General features: G+C 70.8%; 16 protein-coding genes. 14 read left to right on the top strand and 2 right to left on the bottom strand.

All coding sequences use genetic code 11. From position 1 onward, the window contains the following. Positions 1-9 precede the first annotated feature (9 nt). The 12 genes from HNQ79_RS30845 (at position 10) to HNQ79_RS30790 (ending at position 11,690) form a co-directional block, all read left to right on the top strand. The gene (locus HNQ79_RS30845) at positions 10-1,551 is read left to right on the top strand and encodes an Ldh family oxidoreductase (protein WP_185036283.1); all 1,542 of its coding nucleotides are present in this window, start codon (positions 10-12) and stop codon (positions 1,549-1,551) included. Then, on the top strand, positions 1,548-2,489 hold the full coding sequence (locus HNQ79_RS30840) for a Gfo/Idh/MocA family protein (RefSeq protein WP_185036282.1): 942 nt from the start codon (positions 1,548-1,550) through the stop codon (positions 2,487-2,489). Before HNQ79_RS30845 ends, HNQ79_RS30840 begins: the two co-directional genes overlap by 4 nt. Continuing rightward, positions 2,486-3,238 (top strand): IolE/MocC family protein, encoded by a 753-nt coding sequence (locus HNQ79_RS30835; RefSeq protein ID WP_185036281.1) that lies wholly within the window; start codon positions 2,486-2,488, stop codon positions 3,236-3,238. The genes HNQ79_RS30840 and HNQ79_RS30835 overlap by 4 nt, the downstream gene beginning before the upstream one ends. Further along, the gene (locus HNQ79_RS30830) at positions 3,235-4,134 is read left to right on the top strand and encodes a sugar phosphate isomerase/epimerase family protein (protein ID WP_185036280.1); all 900 of its coding nucleotides are present in this window, start codon (positions 3,235-3,237) and stop codon (positions 4,132-4,134) included. Before HNQ79_RS30835 ends, HNQ79_RS30830 begins: the two co-directional genes overlap by 4 nt. Continuing rightward, entirely contained in the window at positions 4,131-4,925 is a 795-nt protein-coding gene (locus HNQ79_RS30825; protein WP_185036279.1) for a sulfotransferase, read from the top strand. Before HNQ79_RS30830 ends, HNQ79_RS30825 begins: the two co-directional genes overlap by 4 nt. A 35-nt stretch (positions 4,926-4,960) precedes the next feature. Continuing rightward, positions 4,961-6,256 carry an ATP-grasp domain-containing protein gene (locus HNQ79_RS30820; RefSeq protein WP_185036278.1) on the top strand — a complete coding sequence of 432 codons (1,296 nt, stop codon included), beginning with the start codon at positions 4,961-4,963 and terminating at the stop codon, positions 6,254-6,256. A 73-nt stretch (positions 6,257-6,329) separates the two neighbouring features. Next, complete coding sequence (locus tag HNQ79_RS30815; protein ID WP_185036277.1) at positions 6,330-7,151, top strand: glycosyltransferase family 2 protein; 822 nt, start codon at positions 6,330-6,332, stop codon at positions 7,149-7,151. A 3-nt stretch (positions 7,152-7,154) separates the two neighbouring features. Next, on the top strand, positions 7,155-7,718 hold the full coding sequence (gene cysC / locus HNQ79_RS30810) for an adenylyl-sulfate kinase (protein ID WP_185036276.1): 564 nt from the start codon (positions 7,155-7,157) through the stop codon (positions 7,716-7,718). 2 nt (positions 7,719-7,720) lie between these two features. Further along, entirely contained in the window at positions 7,721-8,653 is a 933-nt protein-coding gene (gene cysD / locus HNQ79_RS30805; RefSeq protein WP_185036299.1) for a sulfate adenylyltransferase subunit CysD, read from the top strand. A gap of 2 nt (positions 8,654-8,655) precedes the next feature. Beyond that, on the top strand, positions 8,656-10,038 hold the full coding sequence (locus HNQ79_RS30800; protein WP_185036275.1) for a sulfate adenylyltransferase subunit 1: 1,383 nt from the start codon (positions 8,656-8,658) through the stop codon (positions 10,036-10,038). A gap of 1 nt (position 10,039) precedes the next feature. After that, complete coding sequence (locus tag HNQ79_RS30795) at positions 10,040-10,798, top strand: ABC transporter ATP-binding protein (protein ID WP_185036274.1); 759 nt, start codon at positions 10,040-10,042, stop codon at positions 10,796-10,798. Then, positions 10,785-11,690 carry an ABC transporter permease gene (locus tag HNQ79_RS30790; RefSeq protein WP_185036273.1) on the top strand — a complete coding sequence of 302 codons (906 nt, stop codon included), beginning with the start codon at positions 10,785-10,787 and terminating at the stop codon, positions 11,688-11,690. Before HNQ79_RS30795 ends, HNQ79_RS30790 begins: the two co-directional genes overlap by 14 nt. 201 nt (positions 11,691-11,891) lie before the next feature. On the opposite strand, the gene HNQ79_RS30785 is transcribed toward HNQ79_RS30790, so the two are convergent. Both HNQ79_RS30785 and HNQ79_RS30780 read right to left on the bottom strand, forming a co-directional pair. Then, positions 11,892-12,653: a S41 family peptidase gene (locus HNQ79_RS30785; RefSeq protein WP_185036272.1), complete on the bottom strand. Its 762-nt coding sequence runs from the start codon at positions 12,651-12,653 to the stop codon at positions 11,892-11,894. Between the two features lie 124 nt (positions 12,654-12,777). After that, on the bottom strand, positions 12,778-15,447 hold the full coding sequence (locus tag HNQ79_RS30780; protein ID WP_446560486.1) for a DEAD/DEAH box helicase: 2,670 nt from the start codon (positions 15,445-15,447) through the stop codon (positions 12,778-12,780). Positions 15,448-15,734: 287 nt separating this feature from the next. On the opposite strand from HNQ79_RS30780, the gene HNQ79_RS30775 reads away from it, so the two are divergent. Both HNQ79_RS30775 and HNQ79_RS30770 read left to right on the top strand, forming a co-directional pair. Next, the gene (locus HNQ79_RS30775) at positions 15,735-15,929 is read left to right on the top strand and encodes a hypothetical protein (protein WP_185036271.1); all 195 of its coding nucleotides are present in this window, start codon (positions 15,735-15,737) and stop codon (positions 15,927-15,929) included. A 130-nt stretch (positions 15,930-16,059) separates the two neighbouring features. Then, positions 16,060-16,353, top strand: coding sequence for a hypothetical protein (locus HNQ79_RS30770; protein ID WP_185036270.1), 294 nt, complete (start codon positions 16,060-16,062; stop codon positions 16,351-16,353). Positions 16,354-16,736 lie beyond the last annotated feature (383 nt).

Genomic DNA, 16,736 nt, shown 5'->3' with positions numbered 1-16,736 from the left:
GAGCCAGCAATGACCGAAGCAGCGGGCAGGTCGCCCGCATTCCGTGTGGCGGACCTGATCGTGGCCGAAGGCCCCGAGGGCGCCGAGCGCATCCTGGTCGCGGGGCTGACCGTCACCGTGGCCGCCGGCGAGATCGTCGCGGTGCTCGCGGACGACACCGGGTCCGCGGACGCACTGACCCAGGTGCTCGCCGGACATCGGCGAGCCCAGTACGGCGCCATCGTCGTGGGCGAGGCCCCCAGACCCCGGCGGGTCACCCCGGTCCTGCCTCCGGGCGTGACCGTGGTGGCCGCCGGAGGCCGGACCCCGGCCTCACCCGTCGTGGTCGTCGACGCCGTCACCGGACCGACGACCGACGAGTACTCGGCCGAGCCGGCGCGCACCGCAGCCCGGCAGGGCAGCGCGGTGCTCCTGGTCACCACCGATGTCCGGACGGCTGCGTGGGCCGACCGGACCGTCCACCTCAACCGCGCCCCCCGCCGCCAGCCCCGGCAGGAGACGGAGTTCCGCTTCACCGCCGACGCCCTGCTGGAGGCGGCGACCGGATCGTTGACCGCTGCCGGCGTCGCCACCGAGCGCGCCGTCCTGGTCGCGCGTGTCCTCGTCGACGCCGACGTGCGGGGCCACTTCTCGCACGGCGTCGGTCTGCTGCCGATGTATCTCGACCGGCTGCGGCAGGGAGGCATCGACCACGCTGCCGAACCCGAGCTGACACAGGAGGACGGCACCGTCGTCCTGGTCGACGCCCGCGGCGGCTTCGGCCAGGTCGCAGCCGAACTCGCGGCCGGGCGATGTGCCGAGCAGGCGGCCCGCACCGGGCTCGCGGCCGTCGCCGTCCGGGGGAACAACCACGTCGGCATGCTCGCCGCCTACCGTGACCACTTCGTGCGCCACGGCGTGGTCGGCCTCGTTCTCAACGTCTCGGGCCCCAGTGTCGCCGCCCCGGGCGCAGGGCGCCCCACCCTCGGGAACGACGCGGTGTGCATGGTCGTCCCCCGGGAGGACGGGCCCCCGCTCGTCGTGGACTTCGCCACCGGGACCGTCGCCAGCGGAAAGATCCGGCACGCCGCGCACCGCGGCGAACGGGTGCCCGCGACCTGGCTGGTGGACCGGGAGGGCCGTCCCACCACCGACCCAGAGGAACTCGACCGGGGCGGTGCCGTCCCGGTCTTCGGCGGTCACAAGGGCCTCGGGGTGGCGGTGATCACCGAGGTGCTGGCCGGCATTCTCGCCGGCGGCACGGTGAGCCCCCGCGTCCACAAGCAGCGTGCCGAGCCGGAGCGGTCGATGGACTGCTCCCAGTTGTTCCTCGCCCTGTCGCCGGCCGCGTTCGGCAACCCTCCGGTGGGCGACCTGCTCGACGTCCTGTCGGGCGCGGTGGCTGCCGGCTACCCGCAGGGCCCCCCGGCCGTCCATCTGCCGGAACAGCAGGAGCGGTTGGCCGAGGCCGTGGCCGCCGAACACGGCGTGCCAATACCGGCGTCGGTCGTCGAGCGGCTCGGCTGGGCTGTCCCCGAGGCCGTCGCGGCTCCGACGGGAGGTGCGGCATGAGCACGCGTCTCGGTGTCGGCCTCGTCGGATTCGGCGTCGCCGGCCGGCAGCATGCCGCGGCGCTCGAACGTCTGCCGGACGCGGGGATCGTGTCCGTCCTGGAGGAGGTCTCCGCGGTCGACACCGGCGATCACCGCCGGGCCGGCTCCTGGAGGGAGCTCCTGGACGACCCCGACGTCGGCCTGGTGGCCCTGTGCGTCCCCCCCGGCGGACGCGCGCAACTCGCGGTCGAAGCCCTGGAAGCGGGCAAGGCCGTCCTCCTGGAGAAGCCGCCCGCGGTGTCCGTGGAAGAGATCGACGGTGTGGCGGATGCCGCCCGGCGCACCGGCCTGCCGGTCGGCGTCATGCTGCAGCACCGGATGCGGCTGCCAACGGCGGCTCTCGCCGCCACCTGGTCGGCGCCCTCCGTCACTGCGGTCCTGGAGGTTTCGCGGTTCCGTCCTTCCGCCCACTACCGGCGTGCGGGGTGGCGCAGCGACCCCGCCGCGGCGCTGGGCGGGATCTCCGCCCACCTGGGGGTCCACTATCTCGACCTGGCCTGCCAGTTGCTCGGGCGACCAGAGTCGGTGCGTCTGACGCCCCCCCGGAAGGTCGCCGCGGGCATCGACACCCGCGTCACGGGAGTCGTCACCTTTCTGTCCGGGGCCACCCTGGCGTTCACCGTGACCGCCGAGTCGATGGTCCGTACCGAACGGCTGCAGATCCTGGGGCCCGACGGCGGCTTCAACATCACCGACGGCACGGTCATGACCCAGATCGGCGACACGGAGCAGACCTGGCCCACCACGCCGACCGCGGAACTGCGCACGGAGGTGTACCGGGAGATGGTCGAGGCCGTGGCGTCGGGACGTCCCCCGGCACGCTGCCATCTCGAAGGCGCCCGTGCGGTGACCGAGATCCTCTCGTCGGTCGCAGCCGCCGCGGCGGTGGTCGTGTGAGACCGCTGATCGGCCTCTCCTCCGGATCGGCGCCCGGCCTCGACGCCACGGAACTGGCAGGCCTGGCTCTCTCGGCCGGTGGCACGGCCGTCGACGTCAGGGAGGGAAAGGGCCACGCCTGGGAGACCGGGGGGCTCGACGGCCTGCGCACCGCCGGCGCCAAGGTGTGCTTCGTCGGCGTCGGCACGGTGCTCGGCGACGCCGCCCACCCTCCGATCGCAATCGGCGACCTTCGCTGGCCCGAGCGGGGCCTGCCGGTGAAGGTCTTCGCGGCCGCCGGATGCACCGCCCACGAGCGGATCGCCCTGACGCTCGCGCAGGTCGAGGCGCTGGCGGCGAGGGTCGGTGACCGCTCCCTCGTCCTCGTGGAGACCCACCACGGGTACGCCCCCGTGCCCGAACTCGAGGAGCTGTGCCGACGGGCCGGCACCTCGGTCCTGCTCGACACGATGGGCCTCGCCAGAATCGACGACGACCCCGTCGCGGCGGCGGCCCGGCTCGCCCCCTGGGTTTCGTATGCCCAGGTCAAGGGCTTCGACTGGGACCAGCCCGGCACCTCGCGTCACCGGCCTCTCGCCTCCGCCCGACCCGAGCTGAACCGGCGGGTTCTCGACGCCGCCGGCGAGCTGCGCGCGGTCACCGTCGAATCGAAGGCCCCGTCCCTCGTCGAGGACATCGCGCTGCTGTGCGAGTGGTACGTCCCCGACGCACCCGCGCCCCGGGCCCCCAGAGAGGAGACCACTTCGTGAGACTCGCCATCATCAACGACGAGTTGTCCCAGGACATCGAGCAGGCGGCCGCCACGTCGGCCCACCTCGGCTTCGACGGCCTGGAGATCCGCTCCAGCAACGGCGTGCCGCCGCATCACATGAACGACGCCACCCTCGACCGCGTACGGGACACCGTGGCCCGGCACGGGCTGGCGGTGGCCGGGTTCGACCCGCCGGCACTGAAGTGCGACCTGCCCCGTACCGCGGCGGGGACGGACGCCGCACGCGAGCTGGTGGCGGCCTCCGTGCGCAGGGCCGAGCGGCTCGGAGCACCCTTCGTCCGTATCTTCACCTTCTACCGGCAGGGCGACCCCGACCCGCGCAAGGCGGCCGCCGTGGCCCGTGAGGTGCTGGACGGCGTCCCCACCGGTCGCGTCCCCCTGCTCGTGGAGACGGGCATGCGGACCAACAGCCCGACCATGCGGCACACGCTGGAGTTCCTGGATGCCCTCGGCGACGACCGGCTCGGTGTCCTGTGGGATCCCGGCAACAGCGTTTTCAGCGGCTGGGACCCCGTGCCCTTCCCGCGGGACTACGCGCTCGGCCGCGAGCGAATCCGGCACGTCCATGTGAAGGACCCGGACGGGCAGCGGGCCTATGTCCGGCTCGGAGACGGGGACCTGCCGTGGCCCGCGATCCTCGCCCGGCTGGCCGAGGACGGATACCGGGGCTGGGTCTCCCTTGAGACGCACTGGCGCATTGGGCGGGTCCTGTCCCAGGCCCAGCGGGACGAGCCGTGGGGCGAGGAGTTCACCGCCGGAGGTTTCGAGGCGAGTACGGCCTGCATGCGACTGCTCCGTGAGATGACGCCGGCCCGGCGCGAGGACGCCGTCCCCGCCGACTCGGACGCGCAGACGGTGGAGGCCGGCGCATGACCGTTTCTCCCGTGATCCTGCTCGGGGGCCAGCGCTGCGGCACCACGGCCCTCGCCTACGCGATGAACCTCGCCTATCACGACGCGGGCGGCCACTTCACCGTCAACGGCAAACTCCCCTACCTGCTGCACCGGTGGCTGGGCGGACAGGACCTGGCGGACCGCCATCTGCGCACCGACGAGATCCTGCACGCCCTGGACCGGAGGCCGCCGGACGGTGCCGGGGTCGAAGACTGGCGTACCCGGGTGGAACAGAGCCTGCGGGCCGCGGCCCGCGACGTCGCCGAGGGAACCGCCGGGGACGACCCGGTGGCGCTGGCACGGCAGATCCTGACCGACGTCCAGGGCGAACTGCGCCACTGGGGCGACAAGTACAACGAATACCTGTTGCACCTACCGTGGTTCGGCCGGGTACTGCCGGAGGCCCGCTATGTGATGCTGGTGCGCCACCCGGTGGAGGCGGCCCGCTCGATGCTGCGCTGGAAGGGCGACCGTCCGTACGTGCCGCTCACCGAGGAGGCGGCTCTCGCCAAGTGGACCGCGTGGAACGGACACTGGCTCGACTTCGCAACCCTGGTGCCGGCCGAGCGGCGTCTGGTCGTCGAATACCACGCCCTGTGCCGGGGCGAGGAGACCGAGCGCCTGTCACGGTTCACCGGACTCGATCTCGCACCGTACCTCGCCGGACTCAAGCCCCGTTCCCCGGCCGCCGACACCGGTGTCGAACTGCCACAGGACACGGCTTCCGTGTGGGAGACGCTGCGTGTCTCCGCCGCCCCGCACCCCTCCTGACCTGAACCGAAGAACTCCTACCGAAGGTGGATCCCTTGTCCGCAACCCGCGTTCTCGTCGTCGGCGGAAAGGCCGGCATCGTCCGCAAGGCCGCCGCACTCGGGCTCGACGTGGTGCACGTCCAGAAGCCGTCCGCATTCGACCCAGACGTGGTGGAGCACTGTTCCCAGTTGCTGCTGGTCGACTACCAGGACGTCCCCACCGTCACCGCTCTCGTGCGGGCCCTGCACGAACAGCGCCCCTTCACCCGTGTCTTCACGCAGACCGAGGCCGCGCAGGCGGTGGTGGGGCACCTCACCGACACGCTCGGACTGCCCGGCAACAGCGAGCGGACCACTCGGCTACTGCACGACAAGCCTGCCCTGCGCGCCCTGCTGAACGACCGCGGCATCGGACCGGTGGCAGCCGTGGTCCGACCGACCCGTGACGAGCTGCGCGACTTCGTGAAGACCGCAGGCGCGGCCGTGCTCAAGCCGACGATGGGATCCGGCAGCCTGGGCGTCCGCCGCATCGCGTCCGTCGACGAGGTCGACGAGGCGTGGGCGTGGCGTGAGGCCTTCGGCCTGGAGGACTTCATGGCCGAGGAATGGCTGGTCGGCGAGGAGCTCAGCGTCGAGACGTTCTCCCGGGCCGGAGCGCACACGGTCGTCGCCGTCACGGGCAAGGAGACCGGGCACGGCGTGGTCGAACTCGGCCATGTCGTGCCCGCGCGGCTGGACGACGGCGAGCTGTCCGCCGTCGCGTCGACTGTCGAGGCCCTGCTGGAGGCCGTGGGACTGGTCGACGGCCCGGCGCACACCGAGCTGATCCTCACCGCTGCCGGTCCCCGCGTCGTCGAGTCGCACAGCCGGCGTGGCGGGGACCGCATCAATGACCTGGTCCGTCTGGTGCACGGCATCGACCTGGAGGAGGCGACCTACCGCCTCGCATTGGAGGGAGACGCTCTGCCGCAGCCGGGGGAGCCGGAGGGCGCGGCTGCCATCCGCTTCCTCGTCGCCGCCCCCGGCACCGTCACCTCGGTGACCGGCACGGCACAGGCGGAGGCCGCGGACGGCGTCGTCCAGGTCGACGTCCAGGTGGAACCCGGTGACACAGTGCATGAACTGCGCTGGTCGGAGGACCGCTGCGGCTATGTCGTGGTGCACGCGGCGGACACGGAGGCCGCGGTGCGGCGTGCCGCCGAGGCCGCGGCCGGCATCGTGATCGCCACGGAGCCTGCCGTGATCGACGGGCAGGTCGCCACACTCGGCACGCTGCTCGGTGAGGTCGACGAGGTCCTCGACCCGTTCGCCGCCCGGGTCACCGATCCGTCCGCCGCCCCGCCGCGGTGACCGTCCGCCTTCCCCCGCACCCCACTCGACCCACGGACGTGGCCGTCAACGAGCGTCCGCAAGGAGCACAGCAATGAGCAAAACACCCCCCGACGGCGCCAAACAGGTCTCCGTGGTGGTCGCCACCTACAACCGGCCCACCGACGTCGATCTTCTGCTGACCGCGATCGCAGCGTGCGACACGGGCATCGTTCACGAGGTCATCCTCGTCGACGACGCCTCCGACACCCCCCTGGGCGTCGACGCGGCGGAGCATCCCTTCCCCGTACGCCTGCTGCGCCACGAGCGGCGCCGTGGCGCGGCGGCCGGCCGCAATCTTGCCGGGCAGGAGGCGACCGGTGACGTGCTGGCGTTCCTCGACGACGACGCCCGCCCCCTGCCGGACTGGTTCGCTGTCCTCGACGCGGCCCTCACGCACGAGCGAGCGGCGATCACGGGCAGGGTGCTGCCCTTCGACAGCAGTGTGGTGGCCCGTGCCCGCCAGTACCGCTACGAGTTCCGCTACGCCCAGCACAGCCCCGGCAGCGAGGTCACCTTCTTCGCCGGCGGCAACTCCGCCGTCTGGACCAAGGACTTCCTCACCGCCGGCGGGTTCCCCGACGTGGTCACAGCGAGCGACAACGGCCTCGTCGAGCGGCTCGCCGAGGCCGGGGGACGTGTGCACTTCGTCCCCGGGCTGCGCGTGGCACACCGCAACAGCAAGGGCGCGGGCATCGCTCTGCGGGAGGCATGGCGTGCCGGCCGCCTGGCTCCGCGCAGTACTCCCGCTGCAGCGGTGCGCCGGTTCGCGGACAGCGCCAGGACGCAGCCCTGGTCGGACGACCCCGCCGCCGCCGGTCTCAATCTAGGTCTGCAAGCGGCGAACTCGCTGGCCACAACTCTGCCGGCGGCCTGAGCGATGGCGGGTACGGGGGAAGGGCGCCGGGCCGACGGTGGAGCCACGGTCTGGCTCACGGGTCTGCCGAGTGCCGGCAAGACAACGATCGCCCGTGCGCTGGCCGAGCGTCTGCGGGCGGAGGGCCGTCGGGTCGAGCTGCTGGACGGCGACGAGATCCGCGAGTTCCTCTCGGCGGGCCTGGGGTTCGGCCGGGGCGACCGGCACCTCCATGTGCAGCGGATCGGGTTCGTAGCCGAACTGCTGGCGTCCCACGGTGTGCTGGTGCTGGTACCGGTGATCGCGCCGTACGCGGACAGCCGTGAGGTGGTGCGCAGGTGCCATCGTCAGGCGGGCACCGCGTATGTCGAAGTGCATGTCGCCACACCGGTGGAGGTGTGCTCGGTGCGTGATGTGAAAGGTCTGTACGCGAAGCAGGCGGCGGGCGAGCTCAGCGGTCTGACCGGGGTCGACGACCCGTACGAGGCGCCGGTGGCGCCGGATCTGCGGATCGATTCGCAGGACCGGACGGTGGAGGAGTCCGCCGGGGCCGTTCATGCGCTGCTCACCGAGAGGGGCTTGCTGTGACGATGTCCGCCGTGACGGTGAAGGAGGGGACCGACCATCCGTACGTCCTGTCGCACCTGGACGCTCTGGAGTCCGAGGCGGTGCACATCTTCCGGGAGGTGGCGGGGGAGTTCGAGCGGCCGGTGATGCTGTTTTCCGGCGGCAAGGACTCGATCGTGATGCTGCACCTGGCGCTGAAGGCGTTCGCGCCGGCGCCGGTGCCGTTCACGCTGCTGCACGTGGACACGGGGCACAACTTCCCCGAGGTGATCGCGTACCGGGACCGGGTGGTGGCGCGGCACGGGCTGCGGCTGCGTGTGGCGTCGGTACAGGAGTACATCGACCGGGGTGTGCTGCGTGAGCGGCCGGACGGGACGCGCAATCCGCTGCAGACGGTGCCGTTGACCGAGACGATCCAGGAGCACCGCTTCGACGCGGTGTTCGGCGGCGGGCGGCGCGACGAGGAGAAGGCGCGGGCCAAGGAGCGGGTGTTCTCGCTGCGGGACGAGTTCTCGCAGTGGGATCCGAGGCGTCAGCGTCCGGAGTTGTGGCAGTTGTACAACGGCCGTCACGCGCCGGGTGAGCACGTGCGGGTCTTCCCGTTGTCGAACTGGACCGAACTGGATGTGTGGCAGTACATCCAGCGCGAGGAGATCGAACTCCCGGACATCTACTTCGCGCACGAGCGGGAGGTGTTCCGGCGGTCCGGGATGTGGCTGACGGCGGGAGCTTGGGGCGGTCCGAAGCGGTCGGAGACGGTGGAGAAGCGGATGATCCGCTATCGCACGGTCGGGGACATGTCCTGCACCGGTGCGGTGGCCTCGGACGCGGCCACGCTGGACGCGGTGATCGCGGAGATCGCCGCATCCCGGATCACCGAACGGGGCGCGACGCGCGCCGACGACAAATTGTCCGAGGCGGCGATGGAAGACCGCAAGCGCGAAGGGTATTTCTAGAGATGACCGGCATCACCGAACAGCCCGTCGCCCCGTCGTCGGCGACCACTCTGCTGCGGTTCGCGACCGCAGGTTCCGTGGACGACGGGAAGTCGACCCTGGTGGGGCGGTTGCTGCACGACTCGAAGTCGGTTCTGGCGGACCAGTTGGAGGCCGTGGCGGCCGTCTCGCGCGGGCGGGGTCAGCAGGCGCCGGATCTGGCGCTGCTGACAGACGGTCTGCGGGCGGAGCGGGAACAGGGCATCACCATCGATGTGGCCTACCGGTACTTCGCCACGGCGCGGCGGCGGTTCATCCTCGCCGACACGCCGGGGCACGTCCAGTACACGCGGAACATGGTCACGGGCGCGTCCACGGCCGAACTGACGGTGATCCTGGTCGACGCGCGCAACGGTGTGGTCGAGCAGACCCGTCGGCACGCGGCGCTCGCCGCGCTGCTGCGGGTCCCGCACGTGGTCCTTGCAGTGAACAAGATGGACCTGGTCGACTTCGCGGAGCCGGTGTTCGCGGCGATCGCCGAGGAGTTCACCGCGTACGCGACCGGGCTCGGTGTCCTTGAGGTCGCCGCTGTCCCCATCTCCGCCCTCACTGGCGACAATGTGGTGGAGCAGTCCGCGACGATGGACTGGTACGGCGGCCCGACCGTCCTTGAACACCTCGAAACCGTGCCGGTGCACCCTCCGTCCGGGGGTGAACCGCGAGCGGACACAGGCGCCACGGAGCATGGCCGTTTTCCGGTGCAGTACGTGATCCGCCCGCAGACGGCGCAGCACCCCGACTACCGGGGCTACGCCGGTCAGATCGCGGCCGGCGCCTTTCAGGTGGGCGAGGAGGTCACTGTGCTGCCTTCCGGCTGCACCTCCAGGATCACCGGGATCGACCTGCTGGGCCGGCCCGTGGACCTGGCCTGGACACCGCAGTCGGTCACCCTTCTTCTGGAGGACGACATCGACGTCTCGCGCGGGGACATCGTCGTGCCGAGCAGCGATGTGCCCGCCACCACCCAGGACGTAGAGGCCACCGTCTGTCATGTCGCCGACACTCCGCTCGTCGTGGGCCAGCGCGTGCTGCTGAAGCACACCGCTCGCACCGTCAAGGCGATCGTCAAGGACATCCCCTCGCGCCTTACCCTCGACGACCTGTCCCAGCATCCCGCACCGGGACAACTCGTCGCCAACGACGTTGGCCGCGTCGTGGTCCGGACCGCCGAACCGCTCGCGCTCGACGCCTACGCCCGCTCCCGGCGCACTGGCTCATTCCTGCTGATCGATCCCGCCGACGGCACCACACTCGCCGCCGGCATGGTAGGCGCCGCCTTCGCCGACCGCACCACCGGCACTCCCAAAGCCCCCCGCACCAGCACGAACGAGGGCTGGGACTTCTGAGATGACAGGACACAGCGCGGTCATCGAGGTCTGCGGTGCCACAAAGGCGTACGGGACGGGCACGGCCCGCCGCGTCGTGCTGGAGGACGTCCATCTGCGCCTGCTGAAGAGCGAGTTCGTGTGCGTCGTCGGTGCCTCCGGTTCGGGCAAGTCGACTCTGCTTCATCTGGTCGCGGGTCTGGACACGGCTACCGAGGGGCGGATCGGTGTGACGGCCGGACGTCCGGCCGTCATGTTCCAGGACCACGCCCTGTTCCCGTGGCTGACGGCGGGGAAGAACGTCGAACTCGCGCTCCGTCTGGCCGGCATCGCCCCGGGTTCCCGGCGTGAGCAGGCCAGGAGCCTGCTGGCGCTGGTCGGGCTCGCCGAGAGCCACGGGCAACGGGTGCATGAGCTCTCCGGCGGCATGCGTCAGCGGGTCGCCCTGGCCCGCGCCCTGGCACAGGGAACGGACGTCCTTCTGATGGACGAGCCATTCGCGGCGCTGGACGCCGTCACACGGAGGGTGCTGCACGCTGAACTCCTCCGTGTCTGCGCGGAACGGGGGACGGCGGTGCTGTTCGTGACCCACGACGTCGGGGAGGCCGTGGCGCTGGCCGACCGTGTCGTGCTGATGTCGTCCGACCCCGGTCGCGTCGTGGCCGAATGGTCCGTCGGACTCCGTTCGGCACGAGGCACCGACACCCCTGATGCCGCCGGCCTTGTCGACGAGATCACCGCCCGACTCGGCGAGGAGGCCGACTGCAGTGCCCGCCGTTGACAGTGCCGCCCGCCAGTCGGGCGCACGGCCCGCCGGTACCGCGCGCCGCACTGCGGACGCTCCGCGCACGACGCGCGAAGGGATCGTCCGCAGAGGCCGCACAGGAGAGCTGCTTCTGCGCGCCGCGGGCCGGGTCTTGCCCGGCTGCTCGGCGGTCCTGCTGGTGGCGGGCGTCTGGCAACTGATCCACCTGCTCGGCCTCTCGCCGGTGCTGCCCGCCCCGTCCGCCGTGCTGCGGGACCTCTCCGACGCCTGGTCCGCAGGGACGCTCGGCTCCGGACTGCTGCACAGCCTGGGACGCTGCCTCGCCGGATTCGCGGCATCGGCGGCGGTGGGTGCGCCCCTCGGTCTGCTGCTCCACCGATTCGGGTTCCTGCGGGTGCCCATCGCCCCCGTACTGAGTGCGTTCCAGTCGCTGCCGGCCGCGGTCCTGGTGCCCATCGCCGTGATCTGTCTGGGCACCTCGCGCGGCGCGGTGTACATGGTGGTGCTTCTCGGCGCCGTTCCCTCCGTGGCGACCGGAGTCCTGAGCGCGCTGGACCAGGTGCCGCCGCTCCTGGTACGGGCAGGCCGCTCGATGGGGGCGACGGGAGCCGCCGGAGTGCGCCACGTCCTGCTTCCGGCCGCTCTTCCCGGTGTGGTGGCCGCGCTCCGACAGGGCTGGGCGTTCGGCTGGCGGGCCCTCATGACAGCCGAACTCATGACGGCTTCGCCCCTCCCAGGACTCGGACAGATGCTCGACGCCGGCCGGCGCAGCGGCCGTCTCAGCCTGGTGCTGGCGGCCGCGGTGGCGGTGCTGGCGGTCGGTGTACTTGTCGAGGTCGGTGTCTTCGGACCTGTGCAGCGGCGGGTGCTGCGGGCCCGCGGACTGCCCTCGGCGGGGGGATGCTAAGCCGTATCCGTCGCCGACGGCCCGTCAGCCGGCCGTGTACGGGTCGGTTGTACGTGCCGCCGGACAAGATCCAGGGTGCTTGGTAGGGTCATCGACGAGAACTGGTGATCGAGTGCGCAGGTGTCGGGGGCACAGTGGGGGGTCTCAGGCATGAGGGGCCGTCATATGTTCTTCCGGTGCGGTCGGCTCCCTTTGCGTCGGTCACCCCGATCGTCGCTCCGTCGGACAGACGCTGTATCGCGATGTTGGTGGGCACGCCGGAGGTCGGCTGGCCGAAGGAACGAGTAGAAGGCCGCCCCGAAAAGCGAGCGTGATTGCCTCACCAGAGCTTGCAGTCTGGCCGCTGGTGAGGACGGCGACTGCGGGGTTCTTGCGCGACAAGGGGGACAGAGGCACCCACGGAAGTCCCTGCCCGTTCAGACGGGGAGCGCGACCGCTGATCGTCCATGAGATCTTCTTGCTGTCGTTCTTCACGTATGACCCGACCGGCCCGTCACCAAGGATCGGCGCGATCACCGTGAGCATGGGCCACATGGTTCCGCCACTGCTGCGGCGCAGGTCCACGAGCCACCCGCAGGCCCCCTCGCGGTCGGCCACGGCCAGCGCGACCCGTCCCTGCTCGACGTAGGCAGCCAGTGTCGTGTCGTCCCCCAGCACGCCGGGCAGGAAGATGTACCCCATGCGACCGGGCAGCCGTCGGCCTTCCAGTCCGTGGAACTCCGACACCGTATTGCCCAGGCCCTCTTCAGTCTCCGCAGGACTGCGGAACCAGCTGTGCCCGTCTCCCAAGGCACCGACCGCACCGGCGAGCGCACGATATGTTTCCGCGGGTGTCTGGGCGTTTCCCGCATGGTTGAACGTCGCGCTCCTGAGCGCGGGCCAGTCGATCTTTTCGCGGTGGAGAGAGGTTCGCTCCATGAAGCTGAGCGCCTCGTGGAGGTAGGTACGCGCCTCGGGGGACATGCCCTCTCCCAAGGCCGGGTGTCAGAACCTGCGCAACCGCTCGCTGAGAACAGAACCACCGCCAGGCCTATTCGCCGCTGAGCACGAACTCGGCGCTTACTCAACATTCTCCCACCCGAGTAGTTCAGCCAGGTTCCTCATACTGGGCCCGATCGAAACGCCTGGACCGCAGAGTACAGGCGGCCTGCCTACGGGCGCTTACGCCGCTGACAAGCGGTGGCGTTTCAGACGTCCGGACCTGTGGCGCGCGGCGCGCGGTGTCAGCGGTGCCGCTCACGACCACCGCATGCCGATTGTGGAGAGTTGTTCCACTCGTTCTGGGGTCAGTGTGGCGGCTCTGCTGCGTTGGTTGTTGATCCATGCTCCTAGGCGGTGCTGGTCCTTCCGGCCGTCTTCGGTGAGTACGGTCTCCGTGTGCTTGCGCGGGACGTTGAGGTGGCCTTCGCGGGCGTAGAACTGCCGGGCGGCGGTCAGGTTGGCGGCCCATTTGTCGGCCTGCGTACGGGGGCCGTGGCGGCTTCTCGTCCTCGCTTGCGGGTGTGATCCCGAGGACCTGCTCGCTCATCCATTGCTGCACGCCGGTGAGTTGTTCCCATCCGTGCCGCACCGTCTGCACCCACCGTCCGAGGTCTTCGCCCTGGCGCAGGATCTCACCCGGCGTGGTGGGCAGCGCTGCGCCCGTATTCAGGTGTGTCCGTACGAGGTGGAAGCAGCGCTGCCAGCTCACCGGCCACGCCGGGCACCAGGACGCGTCGATGTCCTCCAGCTGCTCACGCCGCTCGTCCGGCATCGCCCCGGCCGACGATCCCACCGGGAGCCCTTCAGCGCGCCGCTGCTCGATCTCCGCAGCTTTCCTTGCTGCGGCCCGCGCGTTCTTCAGCCAGATGCCCACCTTCGCGCCTTGGAAGGTGGCGTCCAGCGGGGCCAGGAGGTGCCCGTGTTCGGCGGCCCACCCGCGGGCGGCGGACAGGCCTTCCTCCCACGCGACGTCGTAGTGGGACCAGATCATGCCGAGCTTCTCCAGCTGCTCGACGCGGTCCTCGTCCATCTCACCGCGGGCGTAGAGCCGGCGCGCGTCGGCGGTCCACTGTCCCAGCGGGAACCCGGCGAGCGAGGCCGGCCACCCCGTGTCTTTCGCCTCCTGGTCGTCGGCGGCGGGCACGCGGTACGTGAATGGCACCTTCAGGTCGCCGTGTTCGCGGGCGTAGAGGGCGGCCGCTTCCACGCCGCGCCGCCAGTGCTCGTGCTCGGGGTTGAGGACGCGCAGGTTGATGAACGCGGCGAGTGCGGCCGGGTCGCGGGGCGTGGAGAACTTCAGCAGTTCCCGGGCCGGTACGGACAGACCCGGGCCGGTACGGCTGCCCCCTGCGGTGTCGTCCTCCTGGCTCCATGAACGGCTCTGTACGCCCCGCACGTGGCTCGGTGCCTGCTGCTGCGCCAGAGCCTCCACTACGCGGGCGTCGTGCGCCCGCAGCGCCTCCAGCAGCCTGGCCAACCCGCCGAACGCCCGGGACGTGAGCATGTTGTCGGCCGTCTCGCCGGGCCCGAGCAGCACCGGGACGACCAGGCTGGCCATCTTGCCCTCGCCCGGCTGCATCCGCAGCGCCCGGCCGACCGCTTGGACCAGGTCGGGCATCGAGCCGCGTACGTCCGCCCAGTACACGGAGTCACAGTTTTTGGTGTCTACGCCCTCGCCCAACACCTTCACTGAACTCAGGTAGCACTTCTCCACGACGGTGCCGTCCGTGGCGATCCCGGCCGCGAACTCGCGCAGCAGACGCCGACGGTGGAGCGGCTTGTGGTCCCCGCACAGCCAGTTGGCCCAGATCGTCTTGGGGTACAGCTCGGGATCATTCGCGTGCAGTTTCGCGGCGACGTCGGTGAGGCCGGCCGCGAAGGCTTCGGCTTCCTTGACGACGTGGTGGAAGACGAGCGTGCGCCGGAAGTTCTCCTCCGAGGAGGCCTTCACCAGGGCGGTCTGCAGGGCGGCGAGCCGTGCCCCGCGGACCTCTGTGGAGCGGCCTTCGGCACCGAGGAGCTGCGCGGCCTGGAGGGCGATGTCGGTGACGTCGACGCATACGACCTGGTAGGGGGCACAGATTCCCCGGTCGATGGCTTCCGAGAGCGTCAAAGTGAACGCCCTGCTGCCAAAGGGGCCCTCGAGGTCGTCATCCATGCTTGCGACCAGCTCACCGGGTGCGCCCGTCTGGCTTTCCTCGTCTCCGAGCTGCCAGAGCCGGGGGGTGGCTGTCATGTAGAGGCGGCGCAGGGAGGGGATCTTCTGGTTGTCGTGGACGACCGCCCACGGCTTGCCGATCCGGCCCGACACCCTGTGGGCTTCGTCCACGACGATCAGGTCCCACCCCGGAAGGCCCCGGGCGTGTGCCCGTTCCAGTGTGCCGAGTCCGAGGCTTGCGTAGGTGGCGTACACGGTCACCTTGTCCAAGCCGCGCGTCCACTCCACCAGCTCGTCCACGTCCGTGGTGTTGGGGAAGGACGCCTCTTCACCCCGCAGGGAGGACACCCCGATCATCGGCCCCCGGCGGCCTCCCTCCCGCCACGCGGTCTCGGTCTGTGCCAGCAGGTCCAGCGAGGGCACGAGGACCAGCACACGGCCGGCGTGGAGCTCTTCGGCGCTGCGGACGGCGACGAGGCTTTTCCCGGACCCGGTCGCCATGATGACCTGGGTCCGGAGCCCCCGTTCGGGCACAAGCGAGTGTGCAGGTAGTTCGAGGGCACGCAGCACGGCGTCCACGGCTTCTCGCTGGTGGGCCCGTAGTTCTCTGACTGCCATATCTGATCCGCCTTCTCCTACGACCGCGAGAGCACCCGCACTCGACCAGGAAGCGCGGAATGCGTACGCAGACGTCACCTCGACGACTACAGGGCAGCCCGGGCCCCGCATTCCTGCCCTTGGACAGATCACCGGTCCGATCCGAGATGCCTGTCGCTCGAACCCTTGGGGCCGCCTCGCTCCAGAGTCTATCTGAATTAAAAAATGAAGCAGCGAGTTCATGACTCGACACGCACGCCGCGGGTACGCGGGTTACGGATACTCCTCCCCACCGTGTCGGAGACGTCATGAACGAGAAGGCTGAAGACCCCCGGGGCAACCGGTTCTGCAAGGCGTGCGGGACACCGGCCGAGGACGGGAGGCTGTGTGAGTACTGCGGCAGTGTCCTGGGCCTGCCGGACGATGCGGGGCTGGTCGAGGACCAGGGTGTGGCAGCACGGAGGGTCTTCGAGGGAGACAGCGGGCAGCGGCAGCACCCCTGACCGGAACGAAAAGAAACCGGGCCGTGAGGTGCGTCTGCCGGTCCCACCCCCACCGCCCCTTAGCAGCCGGGGCCGGCAGACCCGCCCCTACGCCCGGTAGAGGCAGCAGATCGCGGGTAGACGGGCGGGCATGGCACCGAAGACCGAACATTCTCTGTCCGTGCGGGCCGTACGGCAGCTGCGCCGGACCCGTGGTTTTTACCTGGCAGGAGCCCTGCTGTGGGCGGCCATCACGCTCTGGACGGGATGGTCCCACCCCGGGAGCCGCCAGATGTGGGTCTCTCTGTTCCTGGTGGTGGTCTTCACCGGTCTGCTCACCGTTACCTCCTGGTGGCTGCACCGCCTCCAGAGGGCCCCGTCACGCAGGCCGGCACACCATGGCGCACCCCGGCGGGCTGTCACCTCCGGCCGCGTACACGCCTAACTCCCCCCTGGGCCCGCTGACCCAGGGGGTGGAGGCACAGCCGGCACACACCCCCGAGCACTCGTTGCGCTCTCGTACAACACCCCACCGCTGCCGCTCGGGCCGTAGGCCCGTAGGTGGGCCGCGCGGAGCGTGGCACACCCAGGCACACGGAGCGTGCCCCGGTGGCTGGAGCGCAGCGCAGGCCACCAGGGCAGCCGAAGGCTGCCCCAGGCCCGCAACGCGGGCCCCCCACACTCCAGTTGGCGGTACGTGCGCAGCGCGTACCGCAGGGCGGGGAGCGCAGCGAGCCGCCTCCCGCTCACGCGGAGCGTGAGCAACCCGGGCGCGCAGCGCCCGGGTTCGCTGCTACGGGCGCAGCCCGTAGGCACCCGCTCCGCGGG

The sequence above is a fragment of the Streptomyces candidus genome, assembly GCF_014207445.1.
Taxonomy (GTDB): Bacteria; Actinomycetota; Actinomycetes; order Streptomycetales; family Streptomycetaceae; genus Streptomyces; species Streptomyces candidus.
Note: the sequence above shows the minus strand (reverse complement) of the source record. Positions and strands in the feature narration are given on the sequence as shown.

Excerpts from the sequence above, each read along its gene's own strand:
- HNQ79_RS30845 (WP_185036283.1), top strand. The coding sequence starts at position 10 with ATGACCGAAGCAGCGGGCAGGTCGCCCGCATTCCGTGTGGCGGACCTG.
- HNQ79_RS30840 (WP_185036282.1), top strand. The coding sequence starts at position 1,548 with ATGAGCACGCGTCTCGGTGTCGGCCTCGTCGGATTCGGCGTCGCCGGC.
- HNQ79_RS30825 (WP_185036279.1), top strand. The coding sequence starts at position 4,131 with ATGACCGTTTCTCCCGTGATCCTGCTCGGGGGCCAGCGCTGCGGCACC.
- HNQ79_RS30815 (WP_185036277.1), top strand. The coding sequence starts at position 6,330 with ATGAGCAAAACACCCCCCGACGGCGCCAAACAGGTCTCCGTGGTGGTC.
- cysC (WP_185036276.1), top strand. The coding sequence starts at position 7,155 with ATGGCGGGTACGGGGGAAGGGCGCCGGGCCGACGGTGGAGCCACGGTC.
- cysD (WP_185036299.1), top strand. The coding sequence starts at position 7,721 with ATGTCCGCCGTGACGGTGAAGGAGGGGACCGACCATCCGTACGTCCTG.
- HNQ79_RS30800 (WP_185036275.1), top strand. The coding sequence starts at position 8,656 with ATGACCGGCATCACCGAACAGCCCGTCGCCCCGTCGTCGGCGACCACT.
- HNQ79_RS30795 (WP_185036274.1), top strand. The coding sequence starts at position 10,040 with ATGACAGGACACAGCGCGGTCATCGAGGTCTGCGGTGCCACAAAGGCG.
- HNQ79_RS30785 (WP_185036272.1), bottom strand. The coding sequence starts at position 12,653 with ATGTCCCCCGAGGCGCGTACCTACCTCCACGAGGCGCTCAGCTTCATG.
- HNQ79_RS30780 (WP_446560486.1), bottom strand. The coding sequence starts at position 15,447 with ATGGCAGTCAGAGAACTACGGGCCCACCAGCGAGAAGCCGTGGACGCC.
- HNQ79_RS30775 (WP_185036271.1), top strand. The coding sequence starts at position 15,735 with ATGAACGAGAAGGCTGAAGACCCCCGGGGCAACCGGTTCTGCAAGGCG.
- HNQ79_RS30770 (WP_185036270.1), top strand. The coding sequence starts at position 16,060 with ATGGCACCGAAGACCGAACATTCTCTGTCCGTGCGGGCCGTACGGCAG.